General features: G+C 69.1%; 19 protein-coding genes. 13 read left to right on the top strand and 6 right to left on the bottom strand.

Translation table 11 applies throughout. The features are described from left to right. Positions 1-1,099 precede the first annotated feature (1,099 nt). The 6 genes from ASE67_RS16780 (at position 1,100) to ASE67_RS16755 (ending at position 7,788) form a co-directional block, all read left to right on the top strand. Positions 1,100-2,566, top strand: coding sequence for a DUF4153 domain-containing protein (locus tag ASE67_RS16780; RefSeq protein WP_055763937.1), 1,467 nt, complete (start codon positions 1,100-1,102; stop codon positions 2,564-2,566). Beyond that, positions 2,563-3,297, top strand: a complete 735-nt coding sequence (locus ASE67_RS16775) for a response regulator transcription factor (RefSeq protein WP_235511970.1) — start codon at positions 2,563-2,565, stop codon at positions 3,295-3,297. Before ASE67_RS16780 ends, ASE67_RS16775 begins: the two co-directional genes overlap by 4 nt. Next, positions 3,285-4,829: a sensor histidine kinase gene (locus tag ASE67_RS16770; protein WP_235511969.1), complete on the top strand. Its 1,545-nt coding sequence runs from the start codon at positions 3,285-3,287 to the stop codon at positions 4,827-4,829. The genes ASE67_RS16775 and ASE67_RS16770 overlap by 13 nt, the downstream gene beginning before the upstream one ends. A gap of 71 nt (positions 4,830-4,900) precedes the next feature. Then, the gene (locus ASE67_RS16765; protein ID WP_055763935.1) at positions 4,901-5,179 is read left to right on the top strand and encodes a helix-turn-helix domain-containing protein; all 279 of its coding nucleotides are present in this window, start codon (positions 4,901-4,903) and stop codon (positions 5,177-5,179) included. Next, positions 5,176-6,420, top strand: a complete 1,245-nt coding sequence (locus ASE67_RS16760) for a type II toxin-antitoxin system HipA family toxin (RefSeq protein WP_055763932.1) — start codon at positions 5,176-5,178, stop codon at positions 6,418-6,420. The genes ASE67_RS16765 and ASE67_RS16760 overlap by 4 nt, the downstream gene beginning before the upstream one ends. Positions 6,421-6,462: 42 nt before the next feature. Then, positions 6,463-7,788 (top strand): chloride channel protein, encoded by a 1,326-nt coding sequence (locus ASE67_RS16755; RefSeq protein ID WP_055763930.1) that lies wholly within the window; start codon positions 6,463-6,465, stop codon positions 7,786-7,788. Here the strand turns inward: ASE67_RS16755 and ASE67_RS16750 are convergent. Both ASE67_RS16750 and ASE67_RS16745 read right to left on the bottom strand, forming a co-directional pair. Continuing rightward, positions 7,700-8,557: a phosphate/phosphite/phosphonate ABC transporter substrate-binding protein gene (locus tag ASE67_RS16750; protein WP_055763929.1), complete on the bottom strand. Its 858-nt coding sequence runs from the start codon at positions 8,555-8,557 to the stop codon at positions 7,700-7,702. The two genes, ASE67_RS16755 and ASE67_RS16750, sit on opposite strands and share 89 nt — an antisense overlap. Continuing rightward, positions 8,550-9,428, bottom strand: a complete 879-nt coding sequence (locus ASE67_RS16745) for a fatty acid desaturase (protein ID WP_055763927.1) — start codon at positions 9,426-9,428, stop codon at positions 8,550-8,552. The genes ASE67_RS16750 and ASE67_RS16745 overlap by 8 nt, the downstream gene beginning before the upstream one ends. A gap of 134 nt (positions 9,429-9,562) precedes the next feature. On the opposite strand from ASE67_RS16745, the gene ASE67_RS16740 reads away from it, so the two are divergent. Beyond that, positions 9,563-10,483 (top strand): ABC transporter ATP-binding protein, encoded by a 921-nt coding sequence (locus ASE67_RS16740; RefSeq protein WP_055763925.1) that lies wholly within the window; start codon positions 9,563-9,565, stop codon positions 10,481-10,483. After that, positions 10,480-11,967, top strand: a complete 1,488-nt coding sequence (locus tag ASE67_RS16735; RefSeq protein WP_082457216.1) for an ABC transporter permease — start codon at positions 10,480-10,482, stop codon at positions 11,965-11,967. The genes ASE67_RS16740 and ASE67_RS16735 overlap by 4 nt, the downstream gene beginning before the upstream one ends. A 3-nt stretch (positions 11,968-11,970) precedes the next feature. On the opposite strand, the gene ASE67_RS16730 is transcribed toward ASE67_RS16735, so the two are convergent. Continuing rightward, positions 11,971-12,714 (bottom strand): glycosyltransferase family 2 protein, encoded by a 744-nt coding sequence (locus tag ASE67_RS16730; RefSeq protein WP_055763921.1) that lies wholly within the window; start codon positions 12,712-12,714, stop codon positions 11,971-11,973. A 38-nt stretch (positions 12,715-12,752) separates the two neighbouring features. Further along, complete coding sequence (locus ASE67_RS16725) at positions 12,753-15,662, bottom strand: TonB-dependent receptor plug domain-containing protein (RefSeq protein WP_082457215.1); 2,910 nt, start codon at positions 15,660-15,662, stop codon at positions 12,753-12,755. A 215-nt stretch (positions 15,663-15,877) separates the two neighbouring features. Between ASE67_RS16725 and ASE67_RS16720 the strand changes: the two genes are divergently transcribed. The 3 genes from ASE67_RS16720 to ASE67_RS16710 are packed head-to-tail and all read left to right on the top strand — an operon-like array spanning position 15,878 to position 18,824. Next, positions 15,878-17,104 carry an extracellular solute-binding protein gene (locus ASE67_RS16720; protein ID WP_055763919.1) on the top strand — a complete coding sequence of 409 codons (1,227 nt, stop codon included), beginning with the start codon at positions 15,878-15,880 and terminating at the stop codon, positions 17,102-17,104. Next, positions 17,101-17,982 (top strand): carbohydrate ABC transporter permease, encoded by an 882-nt coding sequence (locus ASE67_RS16715; protein WP_055763917.1) that lies wholly within the window; start codon positions 17,101-17,103, stop codon positions 17,980-17,982. Before ASE67_RS16720 ends, ASE67_RS16715 begins: the two co-directional genes overlap by 4 nt. Then, the gene (locus ASE67_RS16710; RefSeq protein ID WP_055763915.1) at positions 17,973-18,824 is read left to right on the top strand and encodes a carbohydrate ABC transporter permease; all 852 of its coding nucleotides are present in this window, start codon (positions 17,973-17,975) and stop codon (positions 18,822-18,824) included. The genes ASE67_RS16715 and ASE67_RS16710 overlap by 10 nt, the downstream gene beginning before the upstream one ends. On the opposite strand, the gene ASE67_RS18810 is transcribed toward ASE67_RS16710, so the two are convergent. Continuing rightward, entirely contained in the window at positions 18,785-19,894 is a 1,110-nt protein-coding gene (locus ASE67_RS18810) for an ABC transporter ATP-binding protein (RefSeq protein WP_055763912.1), read from the bottom strand. The two genes, ASE67_RS16710 and ASE67_RS18810, sit on opposite strands and share 40 nt — an antisense overlap. 135 nt (positions 19,895-20,029) lie before the next feature. On the opposite strand from ASE67_RS18810, the gene ASE67_RS16700 reads away from it, so the two are divergent. Then, entirely contained in the window at positions 20,030-21,673 is a 1,644-nt protein-coding gene (locus ASE67_RS16700; RefSeq protein WP_055763910.1) for a M28 family metallopeptidase, read from the top strand. 8 nt (positions 21,674-21,681) lie between these two features. Here ASE67_RS16700 and ASE67_RS16695 read toward each other — a convergent pair whose 3' ends face one another. Beyond that, positions 21,682-22,377, bottom strand: coding sequence for a hypothetical protein (locus ASE67_RS16695; protein WP_055763908.1), 696 nt, complete (start codon positions 22,375-22,377; stop codon positions 21,682-21,684). 146 nt (positions 22,378-22,523) lie between these two features. Between ASE67_RS16695 and ASE67_RS16690 the strand changes: the two genes are divergently transcribed. Beyond that, positions 22,524-23,180: a TerC family protein gene (locus tag ASE67_RS16690; protein WP_055763906.1), complete on the top strand. Its 657-nt coding sequence runs from the start codon at positions 22,524-22,526 to the stop codon at positions 23,178-23,180. Positions 23,181-23,232 lie beyond the last annotated feature (52 nt).

The following is a 23,232-nucleotide window of genomic DNA, read 5'->3' as shown; positions in this document are numbered from 1 at the left end:
CCTGCCCCCGACGGTTGGCGGGACCGCGCGACGGCCGGGCGTTGCGGCCGTCCGGTGACGGCTTCCCCGCATTGGCCCCAAGGGCATGCCGACAGGAATCCGAAGCGCCTCACCTCCCCGCAAGGAAGCAAAAGCTGGGTCACGCGGCGAGGAAAAGCTACGCCCGCAAAAGGGTCAACTCCCCCTTCCCTTTTCAGGGAGGGCAAAGACCGAATGCCGGTCGAACCGGAATTATGGTCCATGCGGTTTGCGCTAGACGTCATCCAAGCAAAGGCTGGAATCTGCCAGCTCCCGGCAACAAAGGAGCCGGTTGAGGCCACCTGCGTCGGCTCGACGATGCTGGTCGAACCGACTAGCCATAATCTCGGTGACACTTACCCCCGCGCAGGCGGGGGGCCAGAGCCGCAAACGACGCCCTTCCCTTCCCTTGGCCCCCCTGCGCGCGAAGGTACGGCCTGCGTGCTGATTGGACACAGGGTTACCGGCAAGACAGGCGTAGCGCCCCCCTGAAAGGACGGAAAGTGAATCTCTTGCACGGACGCGGATCGACGCAACAAGAAGTGGGACCGCATTCGCCAACCGGCCGATTGCCCTAAAAGCGTTCCCGAAGTGTCGGCTGTGGTGACCCACCCGAACCGCATCCGTGCCATTGTTGGACAGCGGTTGCCCGGTTTGAACGAGTTCGTCGCCTGCCCGGTGCGAATTGATTCAAACGCACCGCCGGTTTCGCCCGATTGCGGCAGGCATCGACACTCCGGGAACGCGGCTCGACCTTTCGGGAACGGTTGCCCGCCACATCGGGAACGGGACCGTCGATCCTTCGGGAACGAAATGCCGATCCTTCAGGAACGCGTGCCGCCCGGCGAATCGCGGGAAACTGCCGAGTTGGGCACCGTCCACCGCCCCTTAACCCGCTAACCTTCTAAGAAACCGTCTAACCGGCGGGATGGGTTTGATTCTTTTGGTTGGAAGAAGGGCAGGGGCACCCGGCTGCACCGGAACTGCACAACCCCTGCGCGAAACCTCCCGCAGCGGCGGACCACCCGTCGACCGCCCCCTTCTATCCCGGTGGCTCCTGTCGTCAAAAGGGAGCCGCACGATGCGCTTCAGTTTCCTGTCCAAGGTCGCCGCCACGGTCGCAGTCGTCCTGTTGTTTCACTGGCTGTTCCCCGATGGGTTCGAGGGCGCCAGAGTCGGTGCGCTGGCCGCGGCGTGGCTGGCATTGCTGGTGATGGCCCGGCGCGATATCCGGCATAGCCGCGCGGCGTGGGGGGCGGTCGGCGCGGCGCTGCTGTTCGCCGCCATGTTGTTCGACGATCCGGGGCCGCTGGCATGGGGGCTGTTCTGGGCCGCGCTGTCGGTTGCCGCGTTGCTGCCAAAGGTGCGGGCGTTCGACGATGCGTGGCGTTGGGCGATGCGGCTGCTGGTCCACGGGCTAAGCACGCCGTTTGCATTGCCGTTTGACCTCAAGCGGATGGGAGCCGTGCGGGGCAGGGGCGTGTCGCCGGTGCGTGTCGCCGCCGTGTTGGCGCTGCCGATCCTCGGCAGCATCCTGTTCCTGACGCTGTTCGTCAGTGCCAACCCGTTGATTGAAAACGCCTTTAGCACAATCCAACTGCCCGAAACGTGGCAGATGACGCTATGGGCGGTGGTCGCGCTGGCGGCATGGCCGGCATTTCGCCCGCGCGGGGCGGTGCTGCGGATCGCGGCATGGCTGCCCGAGCCTGAGCCGCGGATTCCGGGCACGTCGCTGCCCTCGGTCATGCTGGCGCTGGTCGTGTTCAATCTGATCTTTGCCGTACAGAACGCACTCGACATCGCGTTCCTGTGGAGCGGGGCGGGGCTGCCCGACGGCATGAGCGCGGCGGAATATGCCCATCGCGGCGCCTATCCGCTGATCGTCACCGCCTGTACCGCCGGCGTGCTGGCGCTGGCGATGCTGCGGCCGGGCAGTGCCAGCGCCGGCAATCGCTGGGCGCGGCGGCTCGTGACGCTGTGGGTCGCGCAGAATTTGGTGCTGGTCGCCTCCAGCGCGCTGCGTACGATCGACTATATCGACGAATCGATGCTGACCGCGTGGCGGATCGCGGCATTGTTGTGGATGGCGCTGGTCGCGCTGGGGTTGGTGCTGATTGGATGGCGGATTCTGGGGGCCAAGAGTGCGCGGTGGCTGGTCAACGCCAATGCGCTGGCGGCGGGACTGGTGCTGAGCGTTTGCGGCGTCGTCGATCTGGGCGCGGCGGCGGCGGCCTATAATGTGCGGGCCAAGCAGCCCGAGGCGATCGACCTGTGCTACCTGCGTGCGATCGGTGACGGCGCGCTGTTGCCGATAATCCAGCTGGAGAAGCGGCCAATGGCGGGCGTGACGCGCGACCGCGTTCGCGTCGTTCGGCAGCGGCTGTTTGCCGACCTGGTGTGGCGGCAGTCGCATTGGGGCAGTTGGACGCCGCGGGGGAGCCGTCGCCTGTCCGCCGCTCGCGCCCAGCTAGGCCGCGCGGCAGATATGCCGATCGACCCCCGCAGCCGCGACTGCGGCGGATCGTTGTACGAACGGGTGCAGCCTTGACCTGCGCCCCGCTGGCGCTGATCCAGTGTCCCATGCCGCGCACGATCCTGATCGCCGATGACGACCCGCATATCCGCCAGCTGCTGGCGTTCGCCTTTGCCAAGGCGGGGCTGTCCACGATCGAGGCGGGCGATGGTGAGGCGGCGCTGGCCATTGCGGCTGCGCAGGCGCCCGACCTGATCGTCCTCGACATCAACATGCCGCGCATGGACGGGATCGAGGTGTGCCGCCGTCTGCGCGCGAGCAGCGACGTGCCGATCCTGTTCCTGTCGAGCCGCGACGACGAGATCGACCGTGTGCTGGGGATCGAGCTTGGCGCCGACGATTATGTGGTGAAGCCGTTTTCCCCGCGCGAGGTCGTGGCGCGGGTGATGGCGATCCTGCGCCGCGTCGGCACGCGCCCGCCGGCGGTGGAGAGCGCCGCCGCGCCGCTGGTCCACGGCCGGCTGCGCCTCGACCCCGATGGCTGGCAGGCGAGCTGGGGCGACGCGCCGGTCGCGCTGACCGTCACCGAATTCGGCATCTTGCGCACACTGGCGGCGATGCCGTCGAAGGTGTTCAGCCGTGACGCGATCATCGACCGTCTGCACGGGCCGGGCTTTGCGATCACCGACCGCACGATCGACAGCCATGTCCGCAACCTGCGCGCCAAATTCGCCGATCTGGGCGCGAACGACGTGGTGGAGACGCGTGCCGGCGTCGGTTATCGCCTGGGGCAATGCGGCGCGTGATCGCTGCGGTGAAGGCGGTGGTCCGGCGGCACTGGCCCCGGCTGCGGCTGCGCACGATCCTGCTTGCGACGTTCGTGTTCGTGGCCGCGCTGCCGGGGTTCGGTGCGCTGTTCCTGCGCGTGTACGAAAACAGCCTGCTGCGCCAGACCGAGACCGAACTGGTGGCGCAGGGCGCGGTGCTGGCGGCGGTGGCGGCGCGCGACTGGCCGGGCGGGGAGGGGGCGGGAATCGTGCGATCGGGCTATGGCTCGGCGCTCGACCTGCGGCTGTCGCGCATCCTGCCCGAACGGCCGGCGGCGGTGGCGATGCCGGGCGCGGACCCGCAGGCGCAGCGCTGGGCGGAGCGGCTGTCGCCGGTGCTGGCGATGACGGCGGCGACGACGCTGGCATCGATCCAGCTGCTCGATCCGGAGGGGCGCATCCTGGCGCGCGGGGCGGCGGGCAGCGGCTATGCCGATCTGGCGGAGGTGCGCGCGGCGCGGGCCGGACAGGCGGTGACGACTCTGCGCCGTAACGCCGCCTATCGCCCCGACTATCCGTTCGAATGGCTCAGCCGCGCGTCGAACCTGCGCATCCACCATGCGCGCCCGGTGATCGTCGGCGGGCGGGTGGTCGGCGTGCTGTTGCTGGCGCGGTCGCCGCGCAGCCTGTTCGTGGGACTGCATGAGGATCGCGGCAAGATCGCGTTCGGCATCGTCGCGATCTTTGCGACGCTGGTGGGCCTGAGCGGGCTGTTGTCGCGCGGGATCGTGCGCCCGGTCGAGGCGCTGCGCGATGCGACGCGCGCGGTGGCCGGCGGTGGCGGCCATGTGCCCGACCCGCCCGCGACGGCGGCGATCGAGATCCAGGCGCTGTACCGCGATTTCGGCACGATGGCGCAGGCGATCACCCATCGGTCCCGCTACCTGCGCGACTTCGCCCATGCGGTCAGCCATGAATTCAAGACGCCGCTGGCCGGCATCCGCGGCGCGGTCGAGCTGTTGCAGGACCATGGCGACATGGGGGCGGACGACCGGGCGCGCTTCCTGGCGAACATCGCCGCCGATGCCGACCGGCTGAACCTGCTGGTCAGCCGGCTGCTGGAGCTGGCCCGTGCCGACATGGCGACGCGTGAGGCGGGGGCGGCGACCGACCTGACCGACGTGCTGGCGCAGGCGGCGGATGCCAGCGTGCTGGCGGTCGCGCTGCCGAGAGAACCGCTGCCCGCCGTCGCCGTGCCGCGCGGGGTGGTGGAGACGGCGCTGTCGACGCTGATCGACAACAGCCGACAGGCAGGCGCGACGCACATCGCGATCACGGCGGCGGTTGCGGACGATTCGGTCGCGCTGACGCTGGCCGATGACGGCCCCGGCATCGCGGCGGGCGATCGGGAGCGGGTGTTCGAACCGTTCTTCACCACCCGCCGCGCCGCGGGCGGCACCGGGCTGGGCCTGTCGATCCTGCGCTCGCTGGTCGAGGCGCATCGCGGCAGCGTCGGTTTGGTGCCGGGGCAGGGGGCGGTGTTCCGGTTGGTGTTGCCGGTGGCGGGGTAGGAACAGCGCGTCGATGGCCACATACGGCCATTGTGGTCGACATACGCGATGGAATAGGCCATATAAGGCCGATGCTATACACCCCCGTCGAACTCGCCACTGCATTGGGCGACCGCATCCGCGCCCGGCGCAAGGCGATGGGTATGACCCAGGCCGACAGCGCGAGCCGTGCCGGCGTGTCGTATCGCACCTGGCGGCGGATGGAGGGGGAGGGGAAGGCGTCGATCGACGATCTGGTGCGTGCGGCGATCGCGCTGCGGTGCGAGGATGCGCTGGACGCGCTGTTCCCGCCGCCCGCCGCCGTCAGCATGGACGCGCTGCTGAGCGACCAGCGAAAGGCAAGCCGGTGAGGCTCGCCCCCGGACAGCCGCTGCATGTTGCGCTGCATGGGGAAGCGCCGGCGGCGCGAGTGGCGATGGCGGGGGGGCTTGCCCAGCTCGAATGGACCGCGCCGGCGATCGTCGACGCCCGGCGGCTGTCGCCGCTCCATTATCCGCCCGAGCCGGGGTTGCAGGCGGCACGGACGCGCGCGTTCGACGGGCTGCATGGGTTCCTGGCCGACAGCCTGCCCGAAGGCTGGGGCGCGCTGCTGATGCGGCGGCGGCTTGCCGCGCTGGGCGTCGATATGGGGCGGCTGTCGGCGCTCGATCGGCTCGCGCTGGTCGGCGATCACGGGCGCGGGCGCCTGACCTTTGCTCCGGCGACGACGCCGGTGGCGGAGGCGGAGACGATCGACCTCGACGCGCTGGCGGCGGAGTCGCAGGCGATTTTGCGCGGGGAGGGCGGGGCGCTGGGCGACCTGCTCGCCGATCTGGGCGGGGCGTCGGGTGGTGCCAGGCCGAAGGTGCATGTCGGCTTCGGCCCCGATGGCGCGATCAGCATCGGCGACGGCGAATTGCCGCCGGGCCATGCTGCGTGGATCGTGAAGTTCCGCGCGCACGCCGATCCGGTCGATATCGGCCCGGTCGAACAGGCCTATGCCATGATGGCGCGCGCCGCCGGGCTGACGATCGGCGAAACCCGGCTGATCGCGGCGCGCCACGGCCCGCCCTGGTTCGCGGCGCGGCGGTTCGACCGGCCGGGGGCGGGGGCGCGGGTGCACATGGTGTCGCTGGCCGGCGCGATCGAGGCATCGCCGCAGGTCGCGGGCACGATCGATTACGACATGTTCCTGCGCGCGACGCGGGCGATCACTCGGGACGAGGGGGACGTCGTCGCCGCCTTTACCCGGATGGTGTTCAACGTACTGGCGGGCAATCGCGACGACCATGGGCGGCAGCATGCGTATCTGATGGACGATGCCGGCGACTGGCACCTCGCCCCCGCGTACGACCTGACCTTTTCCGACGGGCCGGGCGGCCAGCACGACCTGGCCGTGGCGGGGGAGGGGGCGATGCCGACGCGAGGTCATGTCGACCGGATCGCGGCGGTGCACGGCATCGCGCCGAAACGGGTCGCGGCCATCGTCGAACAGGTGGCCGATGCGGTTGCGGGATGGCCTGACGCCGCGCGCGACGCCGGGGTCGGCCGCGATACGACCGCGCTGGTCACCGCCAGGCTGGCGACGATCCGCGCTGGCTTTGCCGGGTAGGGCGGGGTGACGCCGGGGGGCGGGGGTCGTAAGGGTGCCGGCATGGCTGGCCTTTCCCCCCGACCCGGCGTGCTGCGCCGCTGGACGCCCGCGCGGTGGCGCGCCTTGTTGCGGGCGCGGGGGCCGCGATCGGTGCAGTTCCGCACCCGCACCGCGATCCTGGCCGGGGCGATCCTGATCGGCATCGTCGCGACGCTGTTCGCGATGGCCTCCGACTGGGCAGGCGAATTGTTCGGCCGGTATTCACGCGGGGCGCCTTGGTGGCCGCTGTTGACCACGCCGCTCACCTTCATGCTGCTGGTCGCGCTGACCCGGCGCCATGCCCCGCTGGCACGCGGGTCGGGCATTCCGCAAGTGATCGCCGCGCAGGCCGATCCGGGCCGCGCGACCGCCACGCTGATCTCGGTACGCACCGTCGTTGCCAAGGCGGCGTTGACCATCGGCGCGGTGCTGGGCGGTGCATCGGTCGGGCGCGAGGGGCCGACCGTGCAGCTGGCGGCGGCGGTGATGGGGGTGACCCACCGCGTGCTGCGCGTGCCGCTGCGGGGCGGGGTGCTGATCGCCGGCGGTGCGGCGGGGGTGGCGGCGGCGTTCAACACGCCGCTTGCCGGATTGCTGTTCGCGATCGAGGAACTGGCCTCGGCCTACGAACAGCGTGTCACGCTGCTGGTGCTGGCGGCGATCGTGATCGCGGGCATGGTCGCGCAGTCGGTGCAGGGCGACTATCTCTATTTCGGGGCGATCGGCGCGCATATGTCGCTGGGTGCCGCACTGATGGTCGTGCCGGTCGCGGGCGTGCTGGGCGGCGTGTCGGGCGGGCTGTTCTCGCGCATCCTGCTGGGCGTCGCGACCGGGGGCAACCGGGTGAGCCGCTGGGCGCGCACGTTCCCCGTGCGGTTCGCCGGCGTGTGCGGCGGCGTGGTCGCGCTGCTGGGCGTCGCGACCGGGCTGACCTGGGGCACGGGCTATTCGGCGGCGCGGGCGATGATCGTCGGCGTCGACGCGCCGCTGTGGTTCGGGCCGGCCAAGCTCGCCGCGACCGCCGCGACGGCGATCGCCGGGCTGCCAGGCGGGATTTTCGCGCCGTCGCTGGCGGTCGGCGCGGGCGTCGGCAATCTGCTGCGCGAGGTGTTTCCGGGCGAACCGGCCAGCGCGGTCGTGATCCTTGGCATGGTCGCCTATTTCGTCGGTGTCGTCCGCGCGCCGCTGACCGCCGTCATCATCCTGACCGAAACGACCGGCAGCCGGGGGCTGATGCTGCCGATGTTCGCCACCGCCTTCATCGCCGATTTTGCCAGCCAGTGGGTGTGTCGGGAAAAGCTGTATCATGGGCTAGCGCAGGGATTTGCCCTGCCGCCGCCAAAGTGACCGCGCGGGCCTCCTGCGCGGCGATGCGCTCCGACAAGTCCGCGACGGGCGGGACGATGCCGGTCAGGAACAGCGCGGCGCGCGCCTCCGCCAGATCGGGATCGGCCATGGCTTGCGCCAGCACGGTGGCGAGCAGCGTCGCGACCGCATCCGGCGCGGCGGTGACGAAGGCGGGGGTGGCCGCCGGCCCGGTCGTGTCGAGGATGCGCACCAGCGCGGCGTCGGCGGGATCGTGGCGGGCGATCGCGGAAAAAGTCACTTCGTCGATCGCGGCGACATCCGCCTCGCCCGCGCCCACCGCGCGCACGCTGGCGGCATGGGCGCCGGTTTCGATCACCGCGCCGAATAAGGCGTCGCCTGCGGCCAGCGGTGCGACCCGGTCGCGCAGCAGCGCCATGCCGGTGTTCGACCCCGGATCGTTGATCGCCGCCACCCGCCCGGACAGGTCGGACAGGGTGCGCGCCGGATCGTCGCGGCGCACCACGATCAGGCTGCGATGCTCGCCCGCGCGCTCGGTGTCGGCATAGACCGGATGGGCGAGCAGGCGCAGGCCGGGATGCTCGCGTGCCCATGGCCGGGTGCAGATCATGCCGAAAAACAGCCCCGGATGCGACCAGATCGCATGCGTCGACACCCCGCGCGTCAACCGTTCGGGCACGCCCGGCAGCCCATGGTCGCGCAGCCGGTCGCGGATGCCCGCCCATAGCCGGTCGTTGGCGTCGTGCTGCGCCGGATGGTCGTACATCCCCAGCCACGCGATATTATCCATGGGCGCGGTCCCGCAGCGCCGGGTGGCGCACCGCATCGTGCGGGGCGATCGCGAACCGGCGCAGCACCTCGCGGTAGCCGCGATAGCGCGGTTCGGGCCGCTCGGCACGGGCGCGCTCGATCGTCGGCAGGCGATACCATGGCGCGGCGGGCACGGCATGGTGCGCGGCGTGCAGGTTGTTGTTGAGGAACAGCAGCGCCAGCGGCCCGCGCGACGCGACCGTGGCGGCGCGCGACGGGCCGGGGGCGTCGGCGCGATGTTCGGCAAAGCCGCGCAGCAGCGATGCCGCCTGTCCCGGCAGCACGAAGCACAGCAGATAGGTCCCGACCGGCAGCGCGATGAGGTGCAGCCAGCCCAGCACCAGCGCGACGCCGATCAGGTGCGGCCCCCATTCGCGCGCAACCCCGGCGGGATCGCTGCGCAGCCGCCGCGCCTCGCCGGCCAGGAACAGCGCGATGGCGGCAACCGGCCCCACCAGCAACTGCCCGACCAGCGTCGCGCGCCACCGCGCGACGACCGCGACGATCCCGCCACCATCCGCGACATAGCGCGATTCGGGATCGTGGCCGGGATGGGTCGGGTGCGGCGATCGGTGATGCGCCTCATGCGTCCGGCGATACGCGCCATAGGGCAGCCATAGCGACAGCGGCACGCCGCCGATCAGGTCGTTGACCCTGCGCCACCGCGTCGGATGGCCGTGGATCGTCTCATGCTGCAACGACCCGTGCCACGCGACGAACCACCCGCCCAGCAGCGCCAGCACCGGCCAGGGGAGCGCGGCATGGGCGGCGGTCACCGCCAGCCACCCGCCATGGATCGCCACCGCCAGCACCACGGTCGGCCATTCGATCGATCGGACCCGTTTCGTCATATTCCCATCGTATCAGTATGATTATCGGACTTGCAAGGGGCTGGGCGTCGGGTCCGATAGTTTCGACCCGCGTTTCCCTCTTGTGGGCGTATCGATAAACGGCAATGATGATGTCCTTGATGGGGGGATCATCGATGCAGCATGCCCTGCGCCTCGACGGCGTGGTGAAACGGTTCGGCGCCATGACGGCGGTCGACCATCTGAGCTTCGCCGTCGCGCCGGGCGAGGTCTTCGGCTTTCTCGGCGGCAATGGCGCGGGCAAGACGACCTCGCTGCGCATGGTGCTCGACATCATCCGCCCCGATGCCGGGCATATCGAGGTGCTGGGCAAGCCGCCGGGCCGCGAATCGAGCGGATCGCTGGGCTTTTTGCCCGAGGAACGCGGGCTGTACCGGTCGATGACCGCGCTGGAGACGGTGGTCTATTTCGGGCGGCTGAAGGGGATGACCGCCGCCGATGCCCGTGCACGCGGCCGCGCGCTGCTCGACCGGTTCGGGCTGGGCGCGAACCTGACGACCGGGGTCGACAAATTGTCGAAGGGCATGGCGCAGAAGGTGCAGCTGGCCACCGCCGTCATCAATGCGCCCCGCCTGCTGATCCTCGACGAACCCTTTTCCGGCCTCGATCCGGTCAACCAGAGGCTGCTGGAGGACGAGATTTTACACGCGGCGAAGGGCGGGGCGGCGGTCGTATTCTCGACCCATGTCATGCAGCATGCCGAACGGCTGTGCGACCGGCTGCTGCTGCTGGCGAAGGGCGCCAAGAAGTTCGAAGGCACGCAGGACGAGGCGCGCGCGACGCTGCCCGCACGGCTCGACGTGGTGGCGCGTCAGTCGCCCGCGGGGCTGGAAGGCGTGGCGTCGGTGCGGGACAAGGGCGATGCCGGCGATGGCTGGACGCTATGGGAAGTGGCGCTGGCGCCGGGGCACCACCCCGCCGACCTGCTGCAATTCTGCACGACCACCGGCGTGCCGCTGCGCCGGTTCGAACAGCATCGGCCCGGCCTGCACGATGTCTTCCTCCATATCGTCGGACAGGCGGAGCCACGCGCATGATGAACCATATCCTGCTGGTCGCCGCGCGGGAATTTCGGCAGATCGCCGCCACGCGCAGCTTCTGGGTCACGCTGCTGATCCTGCCGCTGGCGTTTGCGATCGGGCCGGTCGCGTCGCGCTTCCTCGACAATTCGGATACGCAGCGCGTGATGCTGATCGACCGCAGTGGCGGCACGACGGCGCAGGCGATCGCAGCGCGCATCGACCTTGACGAACAGCGCCGCGTGCTGACCCAGTTTTCGCGCTACGTCGAAAGCAACCGGTTGGAGGGCGTCGATCCCGCCGCACCCTGGGCGCGGCACGATCGCTGGTACAGCGACGCCGATGTCGCGGCCTTTACCGCCGCCGGCGGGGTGAATGCCGCGTTGGCGAAGGTGCGCGCAAAGGGGGGCGAGGTGCCGGACTTCGACGCGCCCGATCCGCTCTATGCCATCGTGCCTGCGCCCGCCCCGGTCGCCGCCGCCCCGCCCGAACGGATCGGTGCCGCGCTGGAAGGGCTGCTGCGCCCGGCCGAGGGGAGCAAGGCGAAACCGCTCGACTATGCGATCTACATCCCCGCCGATTTCGGCCGCTCGCCCGAGGTAAAGTTGTGGGCCAACGGCGCGCCCGCCAGCGGCTTCGTAACCATGGTGCAGGGGCTGCTCGCGCAGGAGCTGAAGGTCCGCTATCTGCAGGCGAACGGCGTCGCTGCGCCGGTCGCCGCCGCCTCCACCCGGATCGCGCCCGCCATCGCCATCGTCGTGCCGCCGCGCGGCAGCGGGCGCGAACGCGTGCTGATCCGTTCGATCCTGCCGCTCGCCTGCGCCTATATCCTGCTCATGTCGCTGATCCTGTCGGGCAGTTGGATGTTGCAGGGATCGGTCGAGGAACGCGGCAACAAGCTGATCGAAACCGTGCTTGCCTGCGTCAGTCCCAACGAACTGATGTACGGCAAGCTGGTCGGCACGGTCGGCATCGGGTTGTCGATGGTCGCGACGTGGGCGGTATGCGGGCTGGTCGCCGCCTTCGCCACGCAGGGCGCGATCGCCGAGATGATCCGCCCCGCGCTGGAACCAGTATCGTCGTTCGGCGCGATCGCGACGATCCTGTATTTCTTCGTCGCGGGCTATATCCTCGTCGCGATGATCTTCCTGACGATCGGGGCGATGTCGGATTCGATGCGCGATGCGCAGGGGTATCTGACCCCGGTGCTGATGGTCATCATGATCCCTGTCACGATCCTGGTGCAGGCGGTGCTGCGCGGCGCGACCGGCCCGGCGGTCGAGGTGCTGACCTGGGTCCCGATCTGGACGCCGTTCGCGGTGCTGGCGCGGCTCGGCACCGGCATGCCGCTGTGGCAGGTATGGGCGGCAGGCGCGCTGACCGCCGCGTTCATCGTGGTCGAAGTGATCCTGCTCGGCCGCATCTTCCGCGCCAGCCTGTTGGCGGGCGGTGGCCGGCCGCAGCTCGGCGCGCTGATCGGGTTGATGCGGCGGCCGGGGTAAGGGTCAGGCGCTGATCGCTGCGCGGTCGCGCCACGGGTCGAAATAGGGGTGCGCCAGCACGCGGCGCGCATTGCGTTCGCCGATCGCGGTGTCGTTGACCAATCGGCTGCCCGCGACGGTGCGGTAGCAGGCAACGCACGTCTCCAACCGGACGAAGCGCGCACCGGCCGCCGCCGCGCGGGTATAGAAGTCCCAGTCGTTGCAATTGTGGAAACTGGGATCGAACCCCTGCACCCGTTCGACCATCTGGCGGCGGACGACCGACCAGCTCGGCCCGATCACCCCGCCGCTCATCAGTCCGGCGCCGATACAGCCGCCATCCCATCCGCATTCCGGCGCACCCGGAGCGGCGTCGCCCTCGATCCGTGCGAAATGGCCGACGACGATATCGTGGCCGGCGGTGGCACTCGGCGCCAGCAACGCCCGCGCCGCACCCGGCAGCCACACGTCGTCGCTGTCGAGGAAGGCGACCCATTCGGCGGTCGCCAGCGCCACGCCGCTGTTGCGCGCCTGCGATGCGCCGACGTTGCGCGGCAGGATCACCGCCTCCACCCGGTCGTGCGCCGCGGCGAGTGCGCGGATCACCGTCGCGCTTGCGTCGCTCGACCCGTCATCGACCACGATCACCCGGCACGGCGCATGGTCCTGCGCGAGCACGCTGTCGATCGCATCGGCGACGACATGCGCGCGGTTGTGACAGGGGATCACGACGTCGTAGGACGCGAGGCGGGGCGGAACATGCTGCATGTCCGCCCCTTGGCCCTTGGCGCGCCGTCGATCAAGGGTCAGCGCGCACCGATCCCGACGCGTGCCCCGGCATAGAAATACCGCCCGACCGGCGAGATCGGCAGGTTGGTTTCGAACCCGATATCGGGCCGCTGGTCGATCAGGTTGTTGACCCCGCCGTAAAAGGCGAAGCGGTCGTTGACGCGCACCTGTGCCTGCACGTCGTGGCTCCACAATTCCTTGTACCGGAAATAGCGCGGATCGACGAGGGTCGGATTGCTGTCGGTGTCGATCCGGGCAAAGCGGCGGACGCCGTTCTGCCAGCGCAGGTTGTAGCTGAGCGTCAGCGCGCCGCTTTCCCAGCTGGGCGAGAAGGCGAGCGTGTAGCGCGGGCGGAACGGTTGATCGACGTTGTTTTCGGCCACCGCACCCGGTGTCGCGACCTGTTCCAACCGGTCGAGATACCCACCGACGAGGCGCAGGTCGAACCGGCCGATCCGCGCGGTCGTGAAGCGATAGGCGATGTTCAGTTCGGCACCGGCGGTGCGATAGGCCGCGACATTCTGCGGCTGCACGACGAAGCCGGCGATGAAGCCGCTGCCGCGCGCCCGGCTGATCGCGGTGCAATAGGCATTGTCGAGGCTGGGCTGGTCGACGCACAGCTCGGCGATCTTGTTTGCGTCCGGCGTGGCGATCGCGTCGGTCAGGTCGATATCGTACCAGTCGAACGCGATCGACAGGCCGGGCACGATTTCGGGACGCAGCACGACGCCGGCGGTCCAGGTCCGCGCGACTTCCGGGCGCAGGCTGCGATTGCCCGATTGCGTGCCCGGAATGAAGATCGTGGCATTGGGATTGTTCGCGGCGGTGAAGGTCGCCGGATTGCCGCCCGCCGCGGTGATGAGCGACTGGCAATTGGCGGCGCGGAATTGCGTGCCGAGGGTGCGGTTGGCTAGGTAACATGGGTCGGAGAAGAAGTTGCTGGTGCCGGTCGCCGCGCGGAACAGTTCGCCGATATTGGGCGCGCGCACCGACCGGCCGTACGACCCGCGCACGCTGATCGCGGGGATGGGCGCATAGATGCCGTTCACCTGCCACGTCCGCGTCGTGCCGATCGTCGAATAATCCGACAGCCGCCCGGCGACGCCGACCGACAGCAGGTGCGCGAACGACACGTCCTTCAGCAGCGGCGCGTTCAGTTCGCCGAACGCTTCCCACACGTCGAAGCTGCCACGCGACGGGGTGGGGATGATATATTCGTCATATTGGTAGAAGGCATTGTCGAGCAGCGCCTGTGCCGGATCGAACCGGCTCGACTCCTTGCGATATTCGCCACCGGCGGCAAAGGCGACCGGGCCGCCGGGCAGCGTGAAGACCTGTCCGAAATCGCCGGTCAGTGCGGCGTTGACGACATGCTGTTCGAGCCGCGCGTTGCTGACCGGATTGCTGAGATAATAGTCGAACGAGCGGCCATCGACGGTGCGCCCGCCAAAGGTGTTGACCGGCACGCAGCCCGCCGCCCGCGCGCTGGCCGAGCGGCACACGATCTGCCCGCTGGCATCGCGAACGGCGTCGAGCGCTTCAAGAAAACGCGTGTTCAGCCGGTCGTTGAGCTTGGTCGCGCGGACGTCGGTGCGGCCATAGGTGTAGCTGACGTCATAGGATGCGTGGTCCGACACCCGTCCGCTGACGTCGAGCACGCCGCGCCACGTCCGGCGGCGGTCGGTTTCGCCGCGCCTGGGAATGTCGAAATTGTTGCGGCTGATATCGACCGAGGTCAGGCCGGCGGCGCGCGCGGCGGTCAGGATCGACAGCGGGATATACGGATTGTCGAGCGCGATGGTCGCGGGATAATTGCCGCCATAGCCGCTGAAGCTCGTCACCTCGCTCTGGACGAACTTGCCCTCGGCCGACAGTTTGAACGCGTCGGAAAAGTCGAACCGGGCAAGCGCGTTGACCGCGTGGCGTTCGGTGCGCGGCAGGATGTCGCCGACATAGCCCGCCACCGGCGTATCGTCGCCACCGACCGAATAGCCGTCGTTCAACAGGAACCGGCCGGGGGTATAGGCGGCACCGTCGCCGCGAAACACCTGGTCGCCGATCACGACATAGCCCTGGTTCGATCCGTAGGGGTAGCGCAGGTCGCGGACGGGCGCGACCTTGTAACTGCCCGAACGGGTCGGATCGTAATCGTCGGTGTTCACGAAATATTGCCGCTGGGCGAGCGCCAGATAATCGCGGTCGTCGTTCGCCAACGGATCGTCGGCGTTATATTCGTAAGCCAGCGTCAGGTTGCCGCGCCCATCGGCGAAATTGCGCCCGGCGATGACCGATGCGAAGCGGTTGCCGGCATCGCCGCGTTCCGAAATCCCCGCCTGCACCCGCGCCGCCACGCCATCGAAATTGCGGCGCAGCACGAAGTTGACGACGCCCGACACCCCGTCCGCGCCATAGATCGCCGATGCCGCGCCGGTCAGCACGTCGACCCGTTCGATCAGGTCGGTCGGGATGGCGTTGATATCGACCGCCGCCGTATCGGGCTGTCCCGCGACATGCCGCCGCCCGTTGACCAGCACCAGCGTGCGGTTGGGGCCAAGGCCACGCAGGTCGAGCAGGTTCAGCCCGACCTGCCCCAGCGCGCCATCGGCCTGGCTGCGCCCGGCGGTGCGCGTGCTGTCGAGCGAATTGGTCAGCGCCGGCACGCGTTGCAGGAAGGTGGTGACATTGGTCGTCCCCGATTGCCGCAGGTCGGCGGCACCGAACGACACCACCGGGTTGGGCGCGGCGTAATCGGGGCGGGTGATGCGCGATCCGGTGACGACGATCTCCTCGCCGCCTGTGCTGGCGGTGTCCTGTCCGTCGCTGGCCGCTTCGGTCGGGGCGGCGGGCGTGGTCGTCTGGGCCTGTGCATGGGCAGCGGCAAGGAGCGCCACCCCGGACAGGAGGTGGCGGCGCGTGATGGTCGGCATGGTCGAAACAGTCCCCCTGGACCGTTCGATCTTTGTCGAACGATCTTCACCACCACAACGCACCGGCGGGCAGATCGATACCGTACGGCGGCGGACCATGTTTTGCGAAGTTTCCCGATGTTTCCACGACATCGCGACTGGCGTGGACGCCGGCGATCCGGCACGGTCGCACGGTGACGGGTCCCCGGACATGCAGCGGGCCGACCCGCCGGACCATGCTGGCGCTGTTGCCGGCATTGGCGGTCGGCGGCGGTTGCGGCGCGGCGGCGGGGGTGGCCCCGTTGCGCGTGTGGGCGATGAGCTATGAGGGCGATTATTCGCCGCACCTGATGCCCGACTTTACCGCCGCGACCGGTATCCCGGTCGATGTCCAGTCGCTGCCGACCACCGCTTCCCACGAAAAGCTGCTGACCGCACATGCGGGCAACGCGCTGCCCGACGTCCTGATGCTGTTCAACGGGTGGGTGCGCGAATTCGCGATGATCGGGGCGGTGGCGCCGGTGCCGTCGCCTGCGCTGACCGCCGGGCTGATTCCGGGCATGCGCGAGGCGCTGCGCATCGACGGGATCGATTATGCCGTTCCCTGGTCGGTCGCGCCGCAGGTCCAGTATTTCCGCCGCGATATCGTGGCCGCCGCCGGCTATGCCACGCCGCCGCTCGACTGGGCGGGGTGGCTGCGGATGGCGCGCGCGATCAAGCGGCGACGGCCCGACGACTATGTGTTCCTGATGCTGCTCAACTGGCCGACCGCGCTGCTGACGATGATGACGCAGGCCGGTGCGACGATGCTGCGCGACCGGGCGACGCGCGGCAATTTCCGATCCGACCCGGTGCGCCATGCCTTTGCCTTCTATGCGCAGCTGTTTGCCGAGGGGCTGGCCCCGCGCGCGCTGTCGACCGAGGTGCAGGACCCGCTGGCGGCGTTCGCGCAGGGGTATTTCGCGATCTGGCCCAGCAGTCCCACGACGCTGCTCGACCTCAGCCGTCGCGCCGGGGAGATCCCGGCGACCCGCTGGGGCACCGCGCGGCTTGCCGGGCCGAACGGTCCCGGCCCGGTATCGGGCGACAGCGCCAGCCTGTGCGTCGCGGCCGGCACGACCCGGCCGGCCGCCGCCTGGGCGCTGGTCCGGCACATGACGTCGCGGGCGAGCGAGCTTACGTTCCAGCGGATGATCGGCAACCTGCCCGCGCGGATCGATGCATGGAATTCGCCGCAACTGGCGCAACCGGTGCTGGCGGCGTTTCGCGAACAGATGACGCAGCCCGCGCCGATCCCGCCCGCGGTCGAATGGGAACGCATCCAGATCGAGGTGCAGCTGGCCGCCGAGCGCGTGGTGCGCGGCATCCAGACGATCGACGAAGCGCTGGGCGCGCTGGACGCGCGGGTCGACCGGTTGCTGGCGCAGCGCCGCGCACTGGTCGATGCGGGAAAGATCGCATGACGCGCGAAGCCCGCGCCGGATGGCTGTTCACCCTGCCGGTGCTGACGATCATCGTCGCCGTGTTCGTGCTGCCGACGTTGCTGGCGATGGCGATCGCCTTCACCGATTATTCGATCTATGCGCTGGCCGATCCGGGCAACCTGCACGTCGTCGGGTTCGCCAATTTCGCGACGCTGTTCGCGACGCCGCTGTTCTGGCGTGCGATCGGCAATACGCTGCTCTTTGCGCTGCTGGGCGTGCCGATGGCGATCGGCGCGTCGCTGTTCGCGGCATTGCTGCTGAACGATGCGACCGTCCGGTGGAAACCGTTGTGGCGGGTCGTGCTGTTCGCGCCCTATGTCACCAGCATCGTCGCGACCGCCGTCGTGTGGCGGTTCCTGTTCAATACCCGGTTCGGGCTGGTCAACCAGGCGCTGGGCGTCGTCGGCGTGCCCGCCATCGACTGGCTGGGTGATCCGGCCACGTCGATCCCGGCGATCCTGATCTTCGTGACGTGGAAGATATTCGGCTACAACATGATCGTGTTCACCGCCGCGCTGGCCGCCGTGCCGACCGACCTGATGGAGGCGGCGCGCCTCGACGGGGCGGGGCGCTGGACGCGGTTCCGCCATGTCACGCTGCCCGCGATCGGGCCGACATTGGTGCTGGCCGGGGTGATGAGCGTCGCGGGGTTCCTGCAGATCTTTGCCGAACCCTATGTCATGACGCTGGGCGGGCCGGCGCAGAGTACGACGACGATCCTGTATTTCATGTTCGACGAAGGGTTCAAATGGTGGAACCTGGGACAGGCGAGTGCGGTCGCGTTCGTCCTGTTCCTGATGATCCTGGCGGTGACATGGGTTCAGACGCGCTATGCCCGGCGGCGCGAATGGCTGTGAACAGGAAACGCGCGATCGTTGCCAACGCGCTGGTCGTGGCCCTTGGCGTGCTGACGATCGCGCCGCTGGCGTACATGGTGATCGTGTCGTTCATGCCGCGCGGTGAATCGACCATGTTGCCGATCCCGCTATGGCCGTCGCGCTGGAGCCTGGAGAATTATCATGAGCTGCTGGTGCGGCGGCAGATCGACGGGGCGTGGTTCGATTACCGCATCCTGCCCGCGCTCAGGAACAGTATCGGCGTCGCTGCGCTCTCGACGCTGTTCGGCCTGCTGCTGACCGTCCCGGCGGGCTATGCGATGGCGAAGCTCAAGTTTCGCGGGCGCGAACGGGTGCTGAAGCTGCTGATCGCCGCGCTGGTCGTGCCGGGGCAGGTGGCGATGCTGCCGCTGTTCCTGATCTTTCGGCAGCTGGGGCTGGTCAACAGCTATGCCGGGGTGATCCTGCCGGGGCTGGCGGGCATTTTCGGCGTGCTGTTCGTGCGGCAGGCGATGCTGGCGATCCCCGACGAGCTGATCGACGCCGCGCGGATGGACGGGGCGGGGGAGGGGCGCATCTTCATCGGCATCGTGCTGCCGCTGCTGACCCCAATCGTCATCACGCTGGCGCTGTTCCTGTTCCTGGGCAGTTGGAACGATTTCCTGTGGCCGCTGATCGTGCTGGCCGACCAGCATCGCTATACGCTGCCGGTCGCGGTCGCCGCGATCGCGCGCGAACATGCCGCCGATGGCGAATTGATGATGGCGGCATCGGTGGTGACGACGATGCCGGTGCTGCTGCTGTTCCTGGCGCTCCAGCGCTTCTACCTGACCGGATTGCTGGGCGGCGGGGTCAAGGGATAGGCACGGCCGTCGGGCGCGAACAGGTGCGTGTCGGCGGGCGGCACCGCAAAGCGCAGCACCTCGCCCAGATGCACCGCGCGGTCGCCGGGCAGTTGTGCGACGATCGCCCCCGCATCGCCCCGCCGCCCGAGATGCGCGAACGACAGCGGGCCGAGGCGTTCGAACAGCTCGACCGCGCCGACGAACGCGCCGTCCGGATCGGGCAGCAGGTGTTCGGGCCGCACGCCCAGCGTCACCGCGCTGCCGATCGCGCTGTCGGGCACCTGCGCGCTGGTCCGCACCACTGCGCCATCGTCGATCCGGACGCTGGCGCCCGCCGCGTCGACATCGACGATGGTGGCGGGCAGCAGGTTCATGCCGGGCGATCCGATCGCGGCGGCGACGCTGAGGCTGGCGGGGCGGCGATAGACGTCGAGCGGCGCGCCGACCTGTTCGATCCGCCCGGCGTGCATCACGACGATGCGGTTGGCGAGGGTCATCGCCTCCAGCTGGTCGTGCGTGACATAGATCATCGTCATGCCGAGCTGCTGGTGCAGCCGTGCGAATTCGTGCCGCATCCGCGCGCGCAGCGCCGTGTCGAGGTTGGAGAGCGGTTCGTCGAGCAACAGCACCTGCGGCCGGCGGACGATGGCGCGGGCGATCGACACCCGCTGCCGCTGACCCCCCGACAGCGCGCGGGGCTTGCGCGCCAGCAGCGCGGTCAGGTCCAGCATCGCCGCCGCTTCGCGCACCCGCTCCGCGATTTCGGGCTTGGGCAGGCGCGCGACCTTCAGCGGAAAGGCGATGTTGTCGGCGACGGAGAGGTGCGGATAGAGCGCATAGGACTGGAACACCATCGCCACGCCGCGCGTCGCGGGCGGGGCATGGGTGACGTCGCGGCCGCCGATCGCGACGGTGCCCGCGCTGGGGCTCTCCAGCCCGGCGATCATCCGCAGCAACGTCGACTTCCCGCAACCCGACGGCCCGACCAGCACCACGAATTCGCCCGCCGCGATGGTCAGCGTCGCGGGCTGTACCACGATGGTATCGCCGAACCGCTTGGTCAGATCCGTCAGTTCGACATCGGCCATCATGCCCCTCCGTCCGTCGCCACGACCGGACAGCGCGTCGCCAGCCTATCCTGTTGCAACCGGTAGCGGATTTGCGCGCGGGGTCCAGCATCGGTACGATCGGGCATCCCTGCATCCGCCTGGAGTTCGTGCCCGATGAAGCGCCTGATCCTCACCACCCTGCTGCTGTCGACCGCCGCCGTCGCCGCGCCCGCGCCAAAGGCGCCGACCTTCGACACGCGGCGCATCTCGCGCGATATCGAAACGCTGGCGAGCGATGCGTATGAGGGGCGCGGGCCGGCGACGCCGGGCGAGGAAAAGAGCATCGCCTATATCGCGCAGCAGATGAAGGCCGCCGGGCTGCAACCCGCCGGGGACAAGGGCAGCTGGTATCAGGACGTGCCGCTGCTGAAGTCCGATATCGTCGGCACGCCGCAGCTGTCGATCACGGCCGCCGGCACGAAACGCCCGCTGACCCAGGGCAGCGAGATCGCGGTGCGCGCGGCGATGACCGGGCAGACATCGGTCGCGATCGCGAACGCGCCGCTGGTGTTCGTCGGATACGGCGTGAAGGCGCCCGAGCGGAACTGGGATGACTTCAAGGGCGTCGACCTTAAAGGCAAGATCATGGTCGTGCTCATCAACGACCCCGATTTCGACGGGGGCGAGGGCGATTTCGGCGGCAAGGCGATGACCTATTACGGTCGCTGGACGTACAAGTACGAGGAAGCGGCGCGGCAGGGCGCGGCGGGTGTCCTGATCGTCCACGAAAGCGCGCCCGCCTCCTATGGCTGGGCCACGGTCAAGAATTCGAACACCAACACGATGTTCGATATCGTGCGCAAGGACCCCGCCGCGTCGCATGTGCCGATGGAGGGCTGGATCCAGCGCGACCTGGCGGCCGATCTGTTCAAGCAGGCCGGGCTGGATTTCGAGGCGGCGAAGGCCGCCGCGCGCAAGGCCGATTTCCGCGCCATCCCGCTCAAGGCGACGCTGGACGCGGCCTATACGGTGAAGCCAGAGGTCATCACCTCGCACAATGTCGCGGGTATCCTGCCGGGCGCGAAGCATCCGGACGAGACCGTGATCTATTCGGCGCACTGGGATCACCTGGGCGTCGGACAGCCCGATGCGAAGGGCGACCGCATCTATAACGGCGCGCTCGACAATGCGTCGGGCGTCGCCGCGTTGCTCGAACTGGCGCGGGCATATGGCAGCGCGCCGAAGCCCGACCGCTCGGTCCTGTTCCTGGCGGTGACGGCGGAGGAAAAGGGGCTGCTGGGGTCCGAATATTACGCCGCCAATCCGCTGCGCCCGCTGGCGACGACGGCGGGGGTCGTCAACATGGACGGCCCGTTCGGCAGCGAAAAGACCCGTGACTTCAGCATGTACGGCATCGCCAAACTCGACCTGCTGACGATGCTGACCGAAACGGCGGGCACCGAGGGGCGGCGCTACACCCCCGATGCGCGGCCCGAGGCGGGGCTGTTCTATCGCTCCGACCATTTCTCGTTCGCCAAGCGCGGCGTGCCGGCCCTGTCCTACAGCCCCGGCCGCGACCTGGTGGTCGGCGGCGCGGCGCGTGGCAAGGCCCTGGAAGACGCCTATACCCGCGACCGCTATCACCAGCCCGCCGACCAATATGATCCGAAGTGGAACACGGGCAGCGTGCAGAGCGACATGACGATCCTCTACACGCTCGGCCGTCGCCTGGCCGATGGCCGGGTCTGGCCGAACTGGTCGACCGACAGCGAATTCCGCGCGACGCGCGACCGGACGGTAAGCGCGCGGGGGAAATAGGGGGGACGCTACCGCACCGGTGCCTGCCACGGCACCGGTGCGGTGGCCGGTTTCCAGCAGCCCTCCAGACTTTTTGCAAAGGCATCGGCCCACGCGCCGGCCGTGCCGGGCTTCAGCCAGCCTTCATAGCTGTGGCTGAGCAGGTAATCGCCTATCTCCAATCGGATACTGTCGGCGTGCAATATGATTTCCGGCAAGCGCCGGTCGAAATCGATTCCCGCGGCGAAGCGTAACGTGCCCATCGTCGCGAGATGCGCCATCGCCTTCGGGCATCGCCGCACGTCCGCCTCGACCCATTCCAGTCCCGCACCGTCCAGTCCCCGGCGCAGTTCGTCGTCGCTGGCAACGCGGCGCTGTTCCAGCGTCCCGATCAGGCGATAACCGCGCAGGCGCGGGCGGTCGGGTTGGCCGGGAAAAGGCGCGCGGAGCATCCGGGCGATCAGCCGCTGGCCGCAGTCGAGGTCGGCGTCGACCGACCCCGGATCGGTTCGGCAGCCACGCCGCACCGCAATAGCATAGATCGGGACCCGGCGATCGTCGCCGACATAGCGGATGGCGATCGCCGGTTTCGGCGTATCGGCAAAGAACCGTGCCGGATCGAACGCCAGCACCCGCGTCCGTTCCGCGACGTCGTAGCGCGGCGCGTCCTGTGCCGGGGCGGGCGCAGCGATGGCGAGGGCGGCAAGCGGTGCGAGGCGGAGCATGACGCATCCTGCCACGGCGCGGGTTGGTACGACAGGCTGTATTGCGACCAAGGAACCTCGCCCCCGCCCGCCGGTTCGACACGCCAGTATACTGAACGTGCGCGCGGCGCTGGTTCCGTGACGCTTTCTCGCTATAGGCTGCCCCGATGAACGAACTGTGGAACCATATCGTCGCCGATTTCGCCAATATCGGCAGCCCGTCGGCGCTGGCCGCCTTTGGGCAGGTCGTGTTGATCGACATCATGCTGGCCGCCGACAACGCGATCGTCGTCGGTGCGCTTGCCGCCGGGCTGCCCGCCGAGATGCGGCGCAAGGTCATCCTGATCGGCGTCGGCGCGGCGCTGGTGCTGCGCGTCGCCTTTGCGCTGGTCGTCACGCAGCTGTTGCAGGTCACCGGCCTCGTCTTTGCCGGCGGGTTGCTGCTGGTGTGGGTCGCGTGGAAGATGTGGCGCGAGCTGAAGGAAGGCGGCGATGCCGGCGACGAGGCCGCCGAGCTGAAGGCCCGCGCGCCGCGCACCTTTGCCAGCGCCGCCTGGGCGGTCGCGGTCGCCGACGTGTCGATGAGCCTCGACAATGTGCTGGCCGTTGCCGGTGCGGCTCGCGAGCATCCCGGCATCCTTGCCATCGGCCTGATCCTGTCGGTCGCGCTGATGGGTGTTGCCGCCAACGTGCTGGCCCGCGTGATCGAGCGGTATCGTTGGGTCGCCTATGTCGGCCTTGCGGTCATCGTCTATGTCGCGTGCAAGATGATCTACGAAGGGCTGGTCGACCCGTCGCGCGGCGTGCTTACGCTGTTCGGGTAACGCATTTACCGCCGTATATATGGCCGTCGCCCCGGGCTTGACCCGGGGTGGC

The sequence above is a fragment of the Sphingomonas sp. Leaf23 genome, assembly GCF_001421585.1.
Lineage (GTDB): Bacteria > Pseudomonadota > Alphaproteobacteria > Sphingomonadales > Sphingomonadaceae > Sphingomonas.
This window is presented reverse-complemented; position numbering and strand designations above follow the sequence as displayed.